This is a genomic window from Algibacter lectus (assembly GCF_004368925.1).
Taxonomy (GTDB): domain Bacteria; phylum Bacteroidota; class Bacteroidia; order Flavobacteriales; family Flavobacteriaceae; genus Algibacter; species Algibacter lectus.
The window spans coordinates 1,610,896-1,629,184 of record NZ_SORL01000007.1 but is presented as its reverse complement, the minus strand read 5'-3'; the positions used below and the strand labels follow the sequence as shown (position 1 = coordinate 1,629,184).

At 33.3% G+C, this 18,289-nt stretch carries 13 protein-coding genes; 12 read left to right on the top strand and 1 reads right to left on the bottom strand.

The features are described 5' to 3' along the window. The first annotated feature begins 257 nt into the window (after positions 1–257). From DFQ06_RS07370 to DFQ06_RS07345, 6 genes are all read left to right on the top strand, one after another. Entirely contained in the window at positions 258–2,444 is a 2,187-nt protein-coding gene (locus DFQ06_RS07370) for a glutamine synthetase III family protein (protein ID WP_042503045.1), read from the top strand. 204 nt (positions 2,445–2,648) lie between these two features. Next, positions 2,649–3,827 (top strand): AIR synthase related protein, encoded by a 1,179-nt coding sequence (locus tag DFQ06_RS07365; RefSeq protein WP_042503042.1) that lies wholly within the window; start codon positions 2,649–2,651, stop codon positions 3,825–3,827. A 24-nt stretch (positions 3,828–3,851) separates the two neighbouring features. Beyond that, positions 3,852–4,544 (top strand): hypothetical protein, encoded by a 693-nt coding sequence (locus tag DFQ06_RS07360; protein ID WP_042503039.1) that lies wholly within the window; start codon positions 3,852–3,854, stop codon positions 4,542–4,544. A gap of 72 nt (positions 4,545–4,616) precedes the next feature. Then, complete coding sequence (locus DFQ06_RS07355; RefSeq protein ID WP_042497359.1) at positions 4,617–5,576, top strand: DUF3078 domain-containing protein; 960 nt, start codon at positions 4,617–4,619, stop codon at positions 5,574–5,576. Between the two features lie 234 nt (positions 5,577–5,810). Then, positions 5,811–6,521: a hypothetical protein gene (locus DFQ06_RS07350; RefSeq protein ID WP_042503036.1), complete on the top strand. Its 711-nt coding sequence runs from the start codon at positions 5,811–5,813 to the stop codon at positions 6,519–6,521. A gap of 481 nt (positions 6,522–7,002) precedes the next feature. Then, a complete protein-coding gene (locus DFQ06_RS07345; protein WP_133966923.1) occupies positions 7,003–7,401 on the top strand; it encodes a hypothetical protein in 399 nt (132 codons plus the stop codon). On the opposite strand, the gene DFQ06_RS07340 is transcribed toward DFQ06_RS07345, so the two are convergent. Continuing rightward, positions 7,378–8,040 (bottom strand): ATP-binding cassette domain-containing protein, encoded by a 663-nt coding sequence (locus DFQ06_RS07340; RefSeq protein ID WP_133966921.1) that lies wholly within the window; start codon positions 8,038–8,040, stop codon positions 7,378–7,380. The two genes, DFQ06_RS07345 and DFQ06_RS07340, sit on opposite strands and share 24 nt — an antisense overlap. A 403-nt stretch (positions 8,041–8,443) precedes the next feature. On the opposite strand from DFQ06_RS07340, the gene prfA reads away from it, so the two are divergent. The 6 genes from prfA (at position 8,444) to DFQ06_RS07305 (ending at position 18,237) form a co-directional block, all read left to right on the top strand. Beyond that, positions 8,444–9,520 (top strand): peptide chain release factor 1, encoded by a 1,077-nt coding sequence (gene prfA / locus DFQ06_RS07330; protein ID WP_042503030.1) that lies wholly within the window; start codon positions 8,444–8,446, stop codon positions 9,518–9,520. A gap of 100 nt (positions 9,521–9,620) precedes the next feature. Beyond that, positions 9,621–10,433 (top strand): orotidine-5'-phosphate decarboxylase, encoded by an 813-nt coding sequence (gene pyrF, locus DFQ06_RS07325; RefSeq protein ID WP_042497370.1) that lies wholly within the window; start codon positions 9,621–9,623, stop codon positions 10,431–10,433. 249 nt (positions 10,434–10,682) lie between these two features. Then, positions 10,683–13,181, top strand: a complete 2,499-nt coding sequence (locus DFQ06_RS07320) for a glycoside hydrolase family 95 protein (RefSeq protein WP_133966919.1) — start codon at positions 10,683–10,685, stop codon at positions 13,179–13,181. Between the two features lie 147 nt (positions 13,182–13,328). Further along, positions 13,329–14,993: a hypothetical protein gene (locus DFQ06_RS07315; RefSeq protein WP_206672762.1), complete on the top strand. Its 1,665-nt coding sequence runs from the start codon at positions 13,329–13,331 to the stop codon at positions 14,991–14,993. A 17-nt stretch (positions 14,994–15,010) separates the two neighbouring features. Then, positions 15,011–16,573: a sulfatase-like hydrolase/transferase gene (locus tag DFQ06_RS07310; RefSeq protein WP_206672763.1), complete on the top strand. Its 1,563-nt coding sequence runs from the start codon at positions 15,011–15,013 to the stop codon at positions 16,571–16,573. A 29-nt stretch (positions 16,574–16,602) separates the two neighbouring features. Then, positions 16,603–18,237, top strand: a complete 1,635-nt coding sequence (locus tag DFQ06_RS07305) for a glycoside hydrolase family 172 protein (protein WP_133966917.1) — start codon at positions 16,603–16,605, stop codon at positions 18,235–18,237. Positions 18,238–18,289 lie beyond the last annotated feature (52 nt).

The window sequence follows — 18,289 nt, the reverse complement described above, 5'->3', positions numbered from 1 at the left end:
CTACGAATTTATTAGGGGTGTTTTAACAAAGAGGTGACTTGTTTTTATTTATACCCTACTTTTTTGAGGATTATTTTAAAAAAAGTTGATTATTTATTGAAAATACTGAAAAAGTGTTAATAATATATTTAGGGTTTTTACGGAATTCTTGATTTTGGTGCCTATTTTTGCTCGAAAGTTTAATACTGATGTTGAGAATTAAATTTTTTATGAGTTATATTGAAGAATTATTAGAAAATATAAAACTGCTTTAGAAAATGTCTACACTTAGATTTCATGCCGTAAAAGAATCGTTGGCCTATAAACCTGTGCATATTGAGGAAAAGGAAAGACGATCGGATTTATTTGGTAAAAATGTGTTTAACGAAAACACGATGCGCCAATATTTAACCAAAGATGCCTTTAATGGGGTTATGAATGCTATAAGTCATGGTAAAAAAATAGACAGAAGTATTGCCGATCAAGTATCGTCTTCTATGAAAGATTGGGCTTTATCTAAAGGAGTTACACATTACACGCATTGGTTTCAGCCATTAACAGGAGCGACTGCCGAAAAACACGATGCTTTTTTTGAAACTATTGGTGGTGGTATGGCTATTGAAAAATTTGGTGGCGACCAATTGGTACAGCAAGAACCAGATGCTTCTAGTTTTCCGAACGGAGGTATTAGAAACACTTTTGAAGCGCGTGGTTATACGGCTTGGGATCCTACATCGCCAGCTTTTATTTATCAAACAACATTGTGTATACCGACTATTTTTGTGGCTTATACAGGTGAAGCGCTAGATTTTAAAACACCTCTTTTACGCGCACTAAATGCAGTAGATACAGCAGCTACGGCTGTGTGTCGTTATTTTGATAAAAATGTAAAAAAAGTAACCAGTTCTCTAGGTTGGGAGCAGGAGTATTTTTTAATAGATAAAATGTTGGCTGCTAGCCGTCCAGATATTACACTTACTGGGCGCACTATGCTTGGGCATTCGGCAGCAAAAGGGCAACAGTTAGACGACCACTATTTTGGATCGATACCTAACAGAGCCTTAAATTTTATGCGTGAGTTAGAAACGGAGTGTATGCTTTTGGGAATCCCCGTGAAAACAAGGCATAACGAAGTGGCGCCTAATCAATTTGAATTGGCTCCTATTTATGAAGAAGCGAATTTGGCTGTCGATCACAATTCACTTTTAATGGATTTAATGGGGCGTGTAGCATCTCGACATAATTTTAAAGTGCTCTTTCACGAAAAACCATTTGCGGGAATGAATGGTTCTGGAAAGCATAACAACTGGTCGCTTTCTACAGATACTGGAGTGAATTTATTGGGGCCAGGAAAAACACCAATGAGTAATTTACAGTTTCTTACCTTTTTTATAAATACTATTAAAGCGGTTTATAAACATGAAGCACTTTTGCGTGCCTCTGTGGCATCGGCAAGTAACGATCATCGTTTGGGAGCTAGTGAAGCGCCACCAGCTATTATGTCGGTGTTTATTGGCGAGCAACTTACTAAGGTTTTAGATGAACTTGAAGGAGTTACAAAAGGAAAATTATCTCCACAAGAGAAAACAGAACTTAAGCTTAATGTTATAGGTAAAATTCCTGATGTTTTACTTGATAATACGGATAGAAACAGAACATCGTCTTTTGCTTTTACAGGAAATAAATTTGAATTTAGAGCTGTGGGATCTACTGCAAATTGTGGTAACCCGATGACGGTTTTAAATACTATTGTAGCAAAACAATTAAAAGATTTTAAAATTGAAGTTGATGCTTTAATCAATAAAAAAGATTTAAAAAAGGATGAAGCTGTTTTTAATGTTTTGCGAGAATATATAAAGGATACTAAAGCAATTTTATTTGAAGGAAATGGATATGGTAAACCTTGGGAAATAGAAGCGAAAAAACGTGGGTTGAGTCACAACAAGACCACTCCGGAGGCTTTAACCGCTAAAATATCTCAACAAACCATCGATTTGTTTGAAGAAATGAATGTTATGAGTAAAGTGGAAACTCAAGCGCGTTACGAAATTGAGATGGAAGCTTACAGTAAACATATACAGATAGAAGGTCGAGTTTTGGGAGATATTGCTCGAAACCATATTGTGCCAACCGCAATTAAATATCAAAATATTTTAATTAGAAACGTTCGTGGATTAAAAGAGATTTTTGAAGAGAAATATCACGATGTTTCTAAAGAGCAAATGCTTTTAATTGAAGAAATTTCGAATCATATAGAAGGCATTAACGCAAATGTTACTAAAATGGTAGATCAGCGTCGAAAAGCAAATGCCATTGAAGATATTGAAAAACGTGCTTTAGCTTATGCGAAAAAAGTAAAACCGCTGTTTGATGATATTAGGTATCACTGTGATAAATTAGAAATGCTTGTTGATGATGAAATTTGGCCATTAACGAAGTATCGCGAATTATTATTTACGCGATAATTAAAATACAATTCGTTTTTTAGTTGAAAAGAGATAAATGCAAGGTTTAAAACTTTTCTTTTATTTAGTTTTTACTAAAAAAGAATAGAGAATTGAAAATAATAAAGGGTTTAACCCATAAAATATTAAAACTTCTAAAATCCTGCTTTAAAAAAGTGGGGTTTTTTCATTCAAAAAAGTAAATTTGCAACACAATAGAATATTATGAGTCAAGAAGTTTCAAAACGATACGCACAACGAGGGGTTTCAGCATCAAAAGAAGATGTTCACAACGCTATTAAAAATATAGATAAAGGTTTGTTTCCACAGGCGTTCTGTAAAATAGTTCCTGATTATTTAACTAATGATGAAGATTATTGCTTAGTGATGCATGCAGATGGCGCAGGTACAAAATCGTCGTTGGCTTATATGTATTGGAAAGAAACTGGCGATGTTTCGGTTTGGAAAGGTATTGCTCAAGATGCGTTAATAATGAATATTGACGATTTATTGTGTATTGGTGCTACAGATAACATTATGTTATCGTCTACTATTGGTAGAAACAAAAGCTTAATTCCAGGAGAAGTGCTTTCGGCTATTATAAACGGTACCGAAGAACTTTTGGAAGATTTAAAATCTTTTGGAGTTACTATACATTCTACAGGTGGTGAAACTGCCGATGTTGGAGATTTAGTAAGAACTATAATTGTAGATTCTACCGTAACAGCACGTATGAAACGTAGTGATGTTATAGACAATGCCAACATAAAAGCTGGTGATGTAATTGTAGGTTTGGAAAGTTTTGGACAAGCCACTTACGAGAAAAGCTATAATGGCGGTATGGGAAGTAATGGGTTAACTTCTGCAAGGCACGATGTGTTTAGCAAGTATTTAGCCGAAAAATATCCTGAAAGTTTTGATGCCGCAGTACCTGAAGACCTTGTGTATTCTGGTGGTGTAAAATTAACAGATGCTGTGGAGAACTCTCCAATAGATGCAGGTAAACTTGTATTATCACCAACAAGAACTTATGCGCCTATTATAAAGAAAATTTTATCAACGTTTAAAAGTGATACTGTACATGGTATGGTGCATTGTTCTGGTGGCGCACAAACTAAAATTCTTCATTTTGTAGATCAATTTCATATTGTAAAAGATAATTTATTTCCAATTCCACCGCTTTTCAAGTTGATACAAGAGCAATCTAAAACAGATTGGAAAGAAATGTACCAAGTATTTAACTGTGGTCATAGAATGGAATTATACGTAACACCAGAAATAGCTGAAGATATTATTGCTATATCTAAATCGTTTAACGTCGATGCTAAAATTATAGGTAGAGTAGAAGCTTCTGAAACTAAAAAATTAAGCATAAAAAGTGAGTTTGGAGAGTTTGTATATTAATAACTAGTATTTAATATTTTTTCCATGGAATCGAGAAAAGTTATTTTCTGTGTTACAGCTTTGCTCGTTTTGGCAAACTTGTTATCGGTAACTTTTTTTGATTTAGAAGGCATGCGCAACGTGCGGCTTATTAGTAGCGTTTCCTTTTTAGTCCTTTTTGTTTTTTTTAAAGGTTATAAAAACATATTTCTACTGCTTGGGCTGGTAGGCTTAGTTTGTGCAGATTTTTTTATACATTTTTTTGAAACCTTATATTACGCTCGTCTTGTTCTTATTTCTAGGGGGCTTGCAGCTATATGTGTTTGTTTAGATGTTTTACCTAAAATAATTCGTTTAAAATATAGTGTTTCTACAATTTTGGTGCTCTTTGTTGTAGCCTTATTACATGTGTTTTTGCTGTTTAAATTATTAAGTTTAACTGAGATTGCGCTAAAAGATCCTTCATTAACAGCTGTAGCCTTGTTTAATGGAGGGCTTCAAATATTTTTAACGATACTTGCATTTATGTATAGCTATGGTTATTCAACTGTAAAAGCGAGGTATTATTTGTTTTTTGTATACGGAATTGCTATTTCTAATATTTTAACTTCGGCAGGATACTTTTTAAGTTTAGATTTTGTGTTTTACATTTCTAGACCTTTGTACGTTTTGGGGTTAGGATCTATGGTTGTTTATAGTGTGGCCGAATTTAAAATTATTAAGCCAATTGAAATATAATTCTTAAATATTCGTTAAAATGGTACAATTATTGATGCTTTGTGTAATTTTAAAAAATACCCTAATATAATCATGAAAAATTCTTTCTTAATTATTGCCTGTCTTCTTTTTCAATGTATTCATGCTCAGCCTGATTCTTTATTTTTAAAGGTTGCTAAACCAAAATATGATGGTCCGCAATGGCAGCAAAAAAATAAAGCAACTTTCGATTTAAGTGAAGTGGCTTTTGTTAATTGGAATTCGGGTGGTAGTAATTCTATTTCAGGTTTAATAGGTTTTGAAACTAGTGCTAATTATAGCGATAAGTATTTTTCATGGAGAAACGATGCGCGTATGCGTTACGGTATAAATAAGCAACAATCTAGAGAGCTTAGAAAAACAGACGATTTAATCGAAATCAATTCTAGCATGGGGTTTAAACCAGATTTAAAGTCTAACTGGTTTTATTCTGCACAATTAAATTTTAGAACACAATTAACAAATGGGTACAGTTACCCAAATACAGACAATCCTATATCTAGATTAATGGCTCCAGGTTATTTATTTTTTGGTGGAGGTATGGAATACGGTAAAAATATTGAGAAAATGTCATTTTACTTTTCACCACTAACCTTAAAAGCCACCTTTGTTTTAGATGAAGATTTGGCAAACGCAGGAGCTTTTGGTGTTACACCAGCTGTTTACGACTCTGAGGGTTTATTAATTCGTGAAGGAGAACAAACACGAAGAGAGGTTGGTGTTTTAATTACTAACAGTTATGAGATGGAGTTAGTTGAAAATATAAGTGTGAAAAATCAATTAAGTATGTATTCGGATTATATTAATAACTTCGGAAATGTAGATGTTGATTGGCGTGTAGATTTTGACTTTAAAGTGAATAGTTTTATTAGAGCAACTTTAGGTTCACATTTAAGATATGATGATGACGTTAAGACCACTATAGAAACAGATGTTGAAGGTGAAACTGAAGAAGCTGGAGCAAAAGTGCAGTGGAAACAGTTTTTAGGTGTTGGTTTTGCTGTAGATTTTTAAATCGAGAACTCAGACCTTTTATTAGTAAGGTGTTTTAATTGATATTTTGTTTTCAATTTACTACAAAATTACGTGTTATTTTATGAAATTGATTTTTAAACTATTGAAAATAGAAATATTTGCATAAAATAAAATTTCAGTATTCTTAACTAGCAGATTTTAAATGATATAGTTAAATTGCGTTAATTTTCACTGTAAAAGATACAGCCTCGGCTGTAAACAAAATGCCCGGAAATGTTAACGCTCAAGAATAAAATATACTTAGTTACTTCTGTTTTCTTTATTTTATGCTGTTGTTGTCAATACTATCACAAATTAAGTGGTGTATTTACAATTAACCTTTTAGCAGACATTATTTTCTTTACTATTTTTCTGAAGTTTAAAAAAATTAAAGAGCGAACTATTCCTTTGTTTTGGCTCTTTTTTATTTTAGCGGCAACAGCTATATATTTTAATAATAATATTGCTTATGGCCCGATAACCACTTCCCTAAAGCTTATTGGGTATGTTATGCTACTTATTTATGTATATCCTAAACAGAAAAAAGTAAAGAATAACAGCATGGATATTTGTGTTTATTCACTCGTTTTTTTGATCAATGTATATGTGGTTTATAAAATAGTTGAATTAGTTGCAGATTTGGTTGAAGAACAATATATGACGGTCGTGTTTTTTGTGTATGGCATCGTTCTTATTTTACTCAGTATAAGTGCCTATAGATATCGCTTGTTACACGATTCGCGTTCTAGGTATTTCTTGTTTTTAATAGCCTTTTTAATAACAGCTGAAGTCTTCGGGATTGTTGGTTTCTTTTTAGATTATACCTTCATGTATTATCTAGAATATTTTTTCTTTCTATTTGGATTAAGTTTTGGAGTCATTGCTTTTATTGATGAAAACGTTAGTGATAGTGTACATAAATTAATAAAAACAGGCAGTATTTAGAGTTTTTTAAGTGTAGGTAGATCAGACGTCTATTCGTTTGTTTTTACCGTATATCTTTTAGATATTATCTTAAAAAGATATTTATCTGCTTACATGTATTGTATTTCTTATAATATTTTTAAATTACACGCTTAAATAGAAATCTCTTGGTTTACAGCTACTCAAAAATAAACAGTGCATGTTAAGTATTAAAAATAGGGTGTACTTAATAACCAGCATTTTTTTTGTATTGAGTTGTATTACATTATTTTTAAGTTATAGCTTAAATGTTGTATTGGTTACAGAACTAGTGCTTTTTGTATTTGTTTTGAAGTACAAAATTTATTCGGAATGGACTATAGCACTTTTTTGGTTGTGCTTTATTTTATCTGAAACTTTCCTTGTTTTTTCTGAAAACCCACTCAACACCATATGGCCAACCCTTTTTAAATTATTTGGTTATGTTATGCTTTGTCTCTGTGGTTTTTTCAAACAAAAAACATTGCGTATTAGTTATATTGAATATCTAATTTATGGATTGCTTATTTTTCTTAATACTTATGTAGTTCGAGCTGTTATCGCAATAATAGAACCTTTTATTATTTTAGAATATTTGGTTAATTTGTACTTTCTTTTAGGGTGTGCTCTAATTATAGTTGCGGCTTTTGCTATTCGGTATCGCTTAATAAAAGATTCTAGATCTAAATATTTTGCTTTAGTAGTCGTGTTTTTAACTTTAGCCGAAGTTACTAGTGTTATTGCTCACTATCTTCAATTAATGGCACTATGTTATTTGGAGTATTTTTTATTCTTATTTGGGTTAAGCTTTTGTGTTTTATTCTCTGTTTTAGAAAATAAAAACGATAAAGCATTTAAATTAGTTAAGGTTAGAGGTGTTTAAGTACTTCAAATCCTCTAATTCTTTTACATTTTCAATGTGTCTTGAATTACCATTTTTTATAAAGTAAAGATTATCAGCAATATCAATAATCTCTTTATATAAATGATCTGTAATTATAATAGCTTTATGCTCTTTTTCAGCTGTAATCACATTTTTTATAATTTCAATATTTAATGGAGATAGATGAGAAAAGGGTTCATCTAATAAAATCAATTTAGTGTTGCTTTTTAAAACAATGTATGTTTCAATTAAGCGGCGTTCTCCTCCCGATAATTTTCCGATTTTAATTTTCTTATAATGTCCGAACACTTCAAAATGATGTGTGAATGTTTTCCAAGATATTTTAAAAAGTTTAAAAATTCTTTTCACTTTTAAATGACTAGGAATAAAATGATGCTGTGGTAAATAGCCAACCAGTTTTGTTTTGTAAAGAGGTTTTAAAACAGGTTTATTATCAACGCGAATTAGTTTGTATTTAGGCTTTAAACTCCCAAACAATATATTTAGCAAACACGTTTTTCCGCAACCATTACTTCCTAATAATCCTGTGATGTTATTGGTTTCAGCTTTAAGATAAATACCGTTTAAAATACGTTTTTCTTTAAAGGATAATTCAATATTATCAATTTCAAAAATCATATAAATTCTTTCAAAATTAAAAGAAAAGGCAGACTTAAAATTAAATCGATAATAAATACACAACCAAAGAGTTTTAAAGTTGAAAGGCCCAAGTTTTTATAGAATGTCAATTTGCGTTTAGCGTTGGTTTCATTCATTAAATACCACAAAAAAGCAATCAGAATTAATTTTATTATAAATATAGGAATTAGACTATAGCCCATAATAGCAAAAAGAATATTCACACCAAAAGACCATAACATATATGGCCGGTAAAATATAAATAAAGCAGATAATTGTTGCATAGTATGGCCTATAACGTGAAAAAACATAAATTATTTTTAAAGTTACGTTAGTTCCATGTCATGTAGTCATTGAAAATTCATAATTTATTGTATTTTTGATTTCCAATTAAATAAGGCAGATGTTAGAGAAGTTACAAATAGTAAAACAACGTTTTGATGAGGTTAGCGATTTAATTATCCAACCAGATATCATCACCGATCAAAAGCGTTATGTAGAGCTTAATAAAGAATACAAAGATTTACGTATCCTTATGGATAAACGTGAGGAATATATAGAGTTTACTAATAATTTAGCTGAAGCTGAAGAAATAATTGCAGACGGTAGTGATGCCGAAATGGTTGATATGGCCAAAATGCAGTTGGAAGAAGCTAAAGTTGGTATCCCTAAGTTAGAAGAAGAAATAAAAGTTCTCTTAATTCCTAAAGATCCTGAAGACTCTAAAAATGCTGTAGTAGAATTACGTGCCGGAACCGGTGGTGATGAAGCGAGTATTTTTGCAGGAGATTTATTTAGAATGTACAGCAAGTATTGCGAAAGTAGAGGCTGGCGTGTAGATACTGTAGATTTTAGTGAAGGTACAAATGGCGGTTTTAAAGAGATTCAGTTCGAAGTTTCGGGTGAAGATGTTTATGGAACCTTAAAGTTTGAAGCCGGAGTACACCGTGTACAACGTGTGCCGCAAACAGAAACTCAAGGTCGTGTACACACTAGTGCAGCAACGGTTATGGTGTTTCCAGAAGCGGAAGAATTTGATGTTGAAATTAACCCAAAAGAAGTTCGAATCGACTTTTTCTGTTCATCTGGACCAGGTGGGCAATCGGTAAATACAACTTATTCTGCGGTACGTTTAACTCACATACCTACAGGGTTAGTGGCGCAATGTCAGGATCAAAAATCGCAACATAAAAATAAAGAAAAAGCCTTTAAAGTATTACGTTCTCGTCTTTACGAAATGGAATTGGCTAAAAAGAACGAAGCCGATGCTGCTAAACGTGGTAGTATGGTATCTTCGGGAGATAGATCTGCTAAAATTAGAACGTACAATTACTCGCAAGGTCGTGTAACCGATCATAGAATTGGATTAACGCTTTACGATCTATCAAATATTGTAAACGGTGATATTCAAAAAATTCTTGACGAATTAATGTTAGCTGAAAACACAGAGAAATTAAAAGCAAATACCGATATCATTTAGAATATGTACTGCTATGTTGGTGTTAAAACTAACATGAAATTTACAGTACGTCGAGTTTAATATTAAATAGTAATTTCCTTTTAAGGAATATTAAGTTAGGATGACAACAAAGCAGCTTATTGAACAAATTCAGAAGAAAAAAACTTTTTTATGTATAGGTTTAGATGTGGATTTAAACAAAATACCTCAACACCTTTTAAAAGAAGAAGATCCTATTTTTGCTTTCAATAAGGCTATTATCGATGCCACACATCATTTGTGTGTTGCCTATAAACCAAACACGGCTTTCTACGAGGCTTATGGTATTAAAGGCTGGAAATCTTTAGAGAAAACTATTAAATATTTAAATGAAAAGTATCCTGAGATTTTCACTATTGCCGATGCAAAACGTGGCGATATTGGTAACACAAGTACTATGTATGCTAAAGCATTTTTTGAAGATTTAGCATTCGATTCGGTTACTGTAGCACCATATATGGGAAAAGATTCTGTGGAGCCGTTTTTAGCTTTTAAAGATAAACATACTATTATGTTGGCTTTAACCTCTAATGCTGGAGCTTTCGATTTTCAAACGAAAACGGTTGATGGAAAAGAGCTTTATAAACAGGTTTTAGAAACGTCTAAAACGTGGACAAACGCCGAGAATTTAATGTATGTTGTTGGAGCAACCAAAGCAGAATACTTTGCTGATATTAGAAAAATTATTCCAAACAGTTTTTTACTCGTCCCTGGTGTTGGCGCTCAAGGCGGAAACTTGCAAGACGTTTGTAAATATGGTATGACGGACAATGTTGGCTTATTAATTAATTCTTCGAGAGGCATTATTTATGCATCTCAAAACGAAGATTTTGCAGAAGCCGCTGCTAAAAGTGCAGAAATACTTCAACAAGAAATGAAAGCGATTTTAGAATAAAACGCATTTTATAATTTTATAAAAACAGCCATCTTTTATTTAAAAGATGGCTGTTTTGTTTACAATAAATTCTAACCGTAATCTTACTATTTTATTTTTATTTAAAGTTTAATATTCATCTGTTTATTTAGCTAATTACGATTAATAAGTTATAGTTTATATGGATGAAACCATAGTTTATACTATAAAATCCTGTAAATATTATTTTCGTTAAAAATTACAACTAAACCATAGCTAAAAGTAAAACGGATGAAAATTATATTAAATACTTTTATTTTAATTTGTATCGGAATTGGAACTTGTGTTGCTCAAAATAATAATAAAAACAAACTTTGGTACAATGCTCCGGCTGCAGATTGGAATGAAGCTTTACCATTAGGAAATGGCCGATTAGGTGCTATGGTTTTTGGGAATCCGGTAAACGAAAATATTCAACTTAACGAAAATACACTTTGGGCTGGTGGTCCGCATAGAAATGATAATGCAGCAGCTAAAACGTCTTTGTCTGAAATACGAACATTACTTTTTGATAAAAAATATACGGAAGCGCACCGTTTGGCTGATAAAGATTTTATTTCGAAAAAATCTCATGGTATGCCTTACGAAACGGTTGGTAATTTAAGGTTGAATTTTGAAAACCATGATAATTTTTCTAATTACCACCGCGAGCTCGATATTGAAAACGCTGTTAATACAACCACCTATACTGTTGGTGATGTAAACTATAAACGTGAAATTTTTACATCGTTTACCGATCAGGTTATTGTAATAAAATTATCGGCTAGCGAAAACGGAAAGATTAGTTTTTCTGCTAGTATGGACCGACCAAAACCTGCAATGGTTTCAATATCTACTGAGGATAACAATATTTTAAAAATGACAGGGCTTAGTAGCGACCGTATTAGCAAACGTATAAAAGATGGAACACCAACAAAAGGACAGGTAGAATTTGAATCTCGTTTAAAGATTTTACAAGAAGGCGGGAAAACATCTGCGAAAGCTGAACACTTGGTAGTTTCTAGAGCGAACAGTGTAACGCTATTTATTTCAATAGCTACTAACTTTGTTAATTATCAAGATATAAGTGCAGATCCACATAAACGAGCTGCGGATTATATCGCTAAAGCGGAAAATAAAGCTTACCATCAATTACTAAAAGATCATACAGCTTTCTATCAAAAATATTTTAAAAGAGTTGAGTTAGATTTAGGTGTTACAGATTCTATAAATAACACAACAGATGTTAGAATTAAAGAATTCAGTACAGGTAACGATCCTGCATTGGCAGCTTTATATTTTCAATTTGGACGTTATTTATTAATTTCTTCATCGCAACCAGGAGGGCAACCTGGAAATTTACAAGGCTTATGGTGTAATCAATTAACACCACCATGGAAAAGTGCTTACACGGTAAATATTAACACTCAAATGAATTATTGGCCGGCTGAGGTGACTAACTTATCCGAAATGCATGAGCCGCTTATTCAAATGGTTCGAGAACTTTCTGAAGCAGGTAAAGAAACCGCAGAAGTTATGTACGGAGCCGATGGTTGGGTAACGCACCACAATACCGATTTATGGCGTATTGCAGGGCCTGTAGATGGCGCAACTTGGGGCATGTGGCCAACAGGAGGTACATGGTTAAGTCAGCATTTATGGGAGAAATTTATGTTTAATGGCGATTTGGAGTATTTACGTTCTGTATATCCTGCAATGAAAGGTGCCTCGGAGTTTTGCTTGAGTTTTTTAACAGAAGAGCCCGATAATGGATGGTTAATTATGTTGCCAACTATTTCGCCGGAACACGGGCCAAAAGGACGTGATAAAGGCGTGAATATTGAAGCTGGTACAACCATGGATAATCAATTGGTTTACGATATTTTAACTAAAACTATTGCTGCTGCAAAATTATTAGATGTCGATTCTAATTTAATTCCAAAAATGGAGGTGGCACTTTCTAAATTACCACCAATGCAAGTTGGTAAATACAATCAGCTCCAAGAATGGATGGAAGATTTAGACGACCCGGAAGATAAACACCGTCATGTATCACATTTATACGGATTGTATCCTTCTAACCTAATTTCACCTTATAGAAATTCAGAATTATTTGAAGGTGCTAAAAACACGCTAATCCAAAGAGGTGATCCATCAACAGGATGGTCTATGAACTGGAAAATAAATTTATGGGCACGTTTATTAGATGGCAATCATGCTTATAAACTTATGGGGGATCAAATAAAGTTAGTTGGCCGTCCAGATTCACCAAAAGGTGGTGGTACTTATGCTAACATGCTCGATGCACATCCACCGTTTCAAATTGACGGAAATTTTGGTTTTACTTCCGGTTTAACCGAAATGTTAGTACAAAGCCATGACGGCGCAATTCATTTAATTCCTGCACTTCCAGATGTTTGGAAAGATGGCAGAGTGAAAGGATTACGTGCAAGAGGTGGTTTTGAAATCACAAATTTAGAATGGGAAAATGGAGAAATAGTAAAGGCTGTGATAAAATCTAATTTAGGAGGAAACTTACGTATTAGAGCTTATAATAAACTGATTTTAGAAGGAGGTAAAATGCTTAAAACGGCATTAGGAACAAACTCAAATACATTTTATAGCGTACCAGAAATTAAACAACCATTAGTTTCTAAAGAAGCTAAATTAGAGGGGGTGACTTTGAAAAAATCGTACTTGTTTGATATAGAAACAAAAGTAGGTGAGGAGATTATTTTGGTTGGAAAATAAAATGTTTAGAATTAGGTGTTAAAAAGAGGTGTTGATTGTGTGAAAACAGAAGTTATTGGTCGAATTAATAATCGAAACGAACTATAAATTTCTATGTTTGAGTACCTGAGAATCATTTAAGATCTCTTTTAAATAAATTTTATATCAATGAAAAAATTAAGTTTAAAAAATTATTTCAGTTTAACATTTTTAGTGTTGGTGAGTGTTTTTAGCACGAATGTTTTGGCTCAGATTGATGTTGCTTCACCTTTAATATTAGATATGGTTCATCATAATCCTGGTGAAGCACCTTATCAATCGGCCTATAATGATCCTGCGGTTATAAAAGAAATGGGTTATAATGGTAAGGTTTATTTTCTGTTTGAATCTCCAGCATTAGCGATAAATTGGGAATCTGTAGACCCAGACATTTTACCAAAAGGTTCAGAGGAACGCGCATGGGTAGATGCTAAGGCTGCACAAATTAAAGAGATGCATGCGAAGAGTAAAGCACAAGATATGGCTATTTATGCCATGTCTGATTTGGTTTTATTTCCGAAGCGTTTAATAGAAAAATTTGGTATAGAAAACACTTTTGGAGATCCAAATAATGCCTTAACGGAAAAATTTATTCGAGCTCAAATTAACGAAATGTTCGATCAATTTCCAGATTTGGATGGTTTGGTGGTGCGTATTGGGGAAACTTATTTGCATGATGCACCCTATCATCAAGGTGCTATCGAAAATAAAAAAAGCCCCGAAAAGACTATTATTCCTTTAATGAAAATTCTTAAGGAGGAGATTTGCGAGAAACGAAACAAGCAGCTTATTTTTCGAACATGGATTGCCTTCGATAAAAATATAAAAGATTATTTGGAAGTTAGTGATGCCATTGAGCCTCACGATAATTTGGTAATTAGTATAAAACATTGTGAGGGCGATTTTCATAGATCTAACGCATTTAGTAAGGTGATTGGTCAGGGACGTCATCGTCAAATTATAGAAGTTCAGTCAGCACGTGAATATGAGGGGAAAGGTGCTTACCCTAATTACATCGCAAACGGTGTTATAGATGGTTTTGAGGAACATGCATCGATGCCTAAAGAACAAATAAATAGTATTAGCGAGTTTGTTGAAAAAAGACCCAATTTGTATGCCGGTATTTGGACGTGGTCTCGTGGCGGTGGCTGGGAAGGTCCTTATATTAAAAGTGAAATGTGGTGCGATTTAAACGCATGGGTTATGGCACAATGGGGGCAAAATACCAATAAAAGTGAGGAGTTTATTTTTAATAGATATGCTACCGAACGTTTAAAGTTGGAAGGTGAAGATGTTGCTAAATTTAGAGAACTGTGTTTGCTTTCTGCTGAAGCTGTAGTGCGAGGTAGAAATAGTACGTTTAGAGATATGAATCCTTGGTGGACAAGAGATCAGGGAATTGCTTGGCCGGATGCTGTAAAAGGAGAAGTGGAGCGTAAGCGAAATTTAGAGCAAAAAGATGAATCTGTTGCCAAATGGAAAACGATTGTTAAGCTGGCAAAATCTATTAAATGGGATAGTGAAGCGACTAAAAATCATGCTATAGGTTCTTCGGAATATGGATTAAGACTTTATAAAATATACCGAATTATTGTTAACATGGCCGATGCTGAAAAACAAGGTGATGCCAAGGCTGTTAAAAAATGGATTAAAGCTTATGATAAAGCTTGGAGGCATTACAATAAACTTCCGCAGCAATATCTGTCGGTAGCGACACTTTATACCCAAAAATACGATCGCCACATTTCTAATAATGCTGATAAAAAAATTAACGAGTTGAGAACTAAATATTAATATTAGGAAAATAAATTATGCATAGTTTAAAACAAATTTCATCCATTGCTTTAGTGATGCTTTTGTCTTTAATGACGAGTGGTCAATCAAAAATTAATAAAGCTTCGGAAGCTAAACCTAAACCCAATATTATTTTTTTAATGACTGATGATCAACGTTGGGATAATATGGGAGTTTACGGGAAACCGGAATTTAATACGCCTAATATAGATAAATTGGCAGCCGAAGGTGTGGTGTTCGATCAGGCGTTTTATGCTGTGGCTATTTGTATGCCGAGTCGAGTAACTATGTTAACGGGAAGGTATAATTCAAATCATAGAGTAAGTTTTGTAGCTCCAGACGATTATACGTTATCGCAAAATGATTTTAGTAAAAGTTACCCCGCATTACTTAAAAATGCGGGTTATAGAACGGGTTTTATCGGTAAGGTCGGATTTACAGTAACAGATGAAGCTACACGACCAAGTATGCCAAAAGAGCAATTCTATAAAGAACATATGGGTGGTGTTTTTGATTTTTTTGCAGGAAGTGAAACACGTGATAGAAAAGGGCATGTTACCTGGCCAGAAGACGATGTAGAATTGAAAAATATTTATAAAGAAGGGCGACAAAACTCAGGAAGAACCTTAAGAACGGGAGAAGCCATGATGCGTTTTATAGACACACAACCAGAGGATCAACCATTTTGTTTGTCGGTTAGCTTTTATGCAGTAAAGCATGATAACGATAAGGATGTATATATGCCGCATTTCGAGCAATTTAAAAAGGCAGAAATGGAAGCGCCAGACAATTGGGTAGAGGGCGATAATCCTGTTTTACCAACAGTGGTTAAAGAAAATGCAAGAGGTGTGTATTTGCATAAAAAACGCTCATCTACACCCGAAATGTATCAAAGGCTTGTACGTCGTTTTGCAACACAGGGTTATACTGTAGATGAACAAGTTGGCTTTTTGGTTGAAAAACTAAAAGAAAAAAACATGTTAGAAAATACCGTTATTATCTATACCAGTGATAACGGTCGTTTTCAAGGCTCTCACGGGCTTTTTGATAAATGCCTTTTGTATGACGAATCTGTTAAGGCTCCTCTTATTATTTATGACGGACGTATGTCGGAATCTAAACGTCAGAGACGTGAAAAGGCTTTAATTTCTTCAGTAGATATGGCGCCTACAATTGTTTCTATGGCAGGTTTACAAGTACCAAAAAGTATGCAAGGTCGAGATATTAGTAGGGTTTTAAGTAAAACTGAAGACATGTCGCAATGGCGAGATACCGTGTTTATGGAAGATTTGTTTTTGGCCGCTATGTTTCAAGAACGCTATAAAGATAATGTTGATGAATTAAACCAAAATTTAATAGAAAATAACAAATCATATAGAAGCAGAGGCGTGCGTACAGAGCAATGGAAATATATTGTTTACTACGAACATACACCTAAAATTGAGGAACTTTATGATGTGATTAAGGATCCTTCTGAACAAAATAATTTGGTTAATAATCCAGAGTATACTGCTGTTTTAGAAAAATTAAGAGCAAAAACAGAGGAGATGTATCAAGTAGCTCTCAATAAAAACAACTAAAAACCATAAACTAAACTAGACTAAAGCCCATGAAACACATTCTAAGTATTCTTTTTTTATTCACTACAGTTTTAGGATTTACTCAAAACAAGAATGAAGTGAGTATAGAATCTTTGTTAAAAGATATGGTGGATAGAGATGTTGTCGCTCGTTTTCCTTCAACTAATTTTAGATTAAAACAAGAAAGTAGTTATAATAGAGCTTCTACAATACCTCAAGATTCTATTGGTTGGTTTAATAATCATGATTTCAACAGTAAAGATGGCGATCATAATTTTATAAGAACAGAAGAAAAAAATGGTCAAAAAGAATGGGTATTAATGGATCATGTAGGGCCTGGAGCTATTGTACGCACTTGGATGCCTTTTTTGAGTGCAAATAAACCAGACACAGACATTGAGATCAAAATTTATTTAGATGGAAGTGAAGAGCCTGCATTGCAAGGTAATATGTTAGGCTTGCTTGATGGAACAGGTTTGATTCCTTTTCCATTGGCACATCAGTCATTGCGTTCAGCAGTATCTTTTTTTCCTATTCCTTATGCTAAGAGTTGTAAAATTACTACAACACAGAGGCCTTTTTTCTATCAATTTACTTATAGAGAATATGATGATTATACACCTATAAAAACCTTTACTAAAGAGGATTTTGATAATGCAATGCCTTTAACTAAAGAGGTAGGTGAGTTATTGTTAGCTCCAAAAAATACAATGAAAGGTGAAGATGTTTCTTTTAGTGCAAAATTAAAATCTAAAAAAGAAAAATCTATAAAATTACCAGAAGGACATGCAGCTGTAAGAGAGCTTAGTATAAAATTAGATGATTACAAAAATCCTGATGTAACTCGTACTGTAATTTTAAAAATTGAATTTGATGGTGAATCAACTGTTTGGTGTCCATTAGGTGATTTCTTTGGTAACGGAATAGGGTTACACCCATTTCAAGGTTGGTATAGAACGGTTAGTGAAGATGGAATAATGACATGTAGATGGGTAATGCCATATCAAAAAACAGGAAAAATATCGATTGTTAATATAGGGGAAACTACAGTAAATGTAGACTTGAAAGCAACTGTTGGTAAATGGAATTGGGATAGTGAAAGTATGTATTTTAATGCAGCTTGGAAAGGGCAATACCCTGTAGCTACTAGACCTTTTTCTGATTGGAATTATATTACAATAAAAGGAAGAGGTGTATATGTGGGAGATGCTTTAACTGTTATGAACCCTGTTGCGAAATGGTGGGGGGAAGGCGATGAAAGAATTTATGTAGATGGTGAAGATTTTCCATCCATTTTTGGAACAGGAACAGAAGATTACTATGCCTATTCTTGGGGAGGGAAAAGTAACGAGTTTTACGAGCATCCTTTTCATGCACAACCAAGAAGTTATATATTCAATAAGTTAAATAAAAAAACTAAAGATTTTAAGGGTAAAAACACCTCTGGTTATAGCACAGAAACTAGAACTCGTGCCTTAGATGTTATGCCTTTTAGTAGTTCTTTAAAATTAGACATGGAAGTTTGGAGCTGGACCGATTGTGAAATGGGATATGGCGTAGGCATGTATTGGTATGGTGATAAACAAACCACATCTAATAGAGTTCCAGATGAAAAAGAAGCATTAAACGTACCTCCATTACCAAAGAATTTTCCGAATGAATAATTTATCAGAAATGATACCGAAAATTATTCATTAAAAAATCACCAACTAAAAA

Excerpts from the sequence above, each read along its gene's own strand:
- DFQ06_RS07350 (WP_042503036.1), top strand. The coding sequence starts at position 5,811 with ATGTTAACGCTCAAGAATAAAATATACTTAGTTACTTCTGTTTTCTTT.
- DFQ06_RS07370 (WP_042503045.1), top strand. The coding sequence starts at position 258 with ATGTCTACACTTAGATTTCATGCCGTAAAAGAATCGTTGGCCTATAAA.
- DFQ06_RS07310 (WP_206672763.1), top strand. The coding sequence starts at position 15,011 with ATGCATAGTTTAAAACAAATTTCATCCATTGCTTTAGTGATGCTTTTG.
- DFQ06_RS07355 (WP_042497359.1), top strand. The coding sequence starts at position 4,617 with ATGAAAAATTCTTTCTTAATTATTGCCTGTCTTCTTTTTCAATGTATT.
- DFQ06_RS07305 (WP_133966917.1), top strand. The coding sequence starts at position 16,603 with ATGAAACACATTCTAAGTATTCTTTTTTTATTCACTACAGTTTTAGGA.
- DFQ06_RS07360 (WP_042503039.1), top strand. The coding sequence starts at position 3,852 with ATGGAATCGAGAAAAGTTATTTTCTGTGTTACAGCTTTGCTCGTTTTG.
- prfA (WP_042503030.1), top strand. The coding sequence starts at position 8,444 with ATGTTAGAGAAGTTACAAATAGTAAAACAACGTTTTGATGAGGTTAGC.
- DFQ06_RS07315 (WP_206672762.1), top strand. The coding sequence starts at position 13,329 with ATGAAAAAATTAAGTTTAAAAAATTATTTCAGTTTAACATTTTTAGTG.
- pyrF (WP_042497370.1), top strand. The coding sequence starts at position 9,621 with ATGACAACAAAGCAGCTTATTGAACAAATTCAGAAGAAAAAAACTTTT.
- DFQ06_RS07340 (WP_133966921.1), bottom strand. The coding sequence starts at position 8,040 with ATGATTTTTGAAATTGATAATATTGAATTATCCTTTAAAGAAAAACGT.
- DFQ06_RS07320 (WP_133966919.1), top strand. The coding sequence starts at position 10,683 with ATGAAAATTATATTAAATACTTTTATTTTAATTTGTATCGGAATTGGA.
- DFQ06_RS07365 (WP_042503042.1), top strand. The coding sequence starts at position 2,649 with ATGAGTCAAGAAGTTTCAAAACGATACGCACAACGAGGGGTTTCAGCA.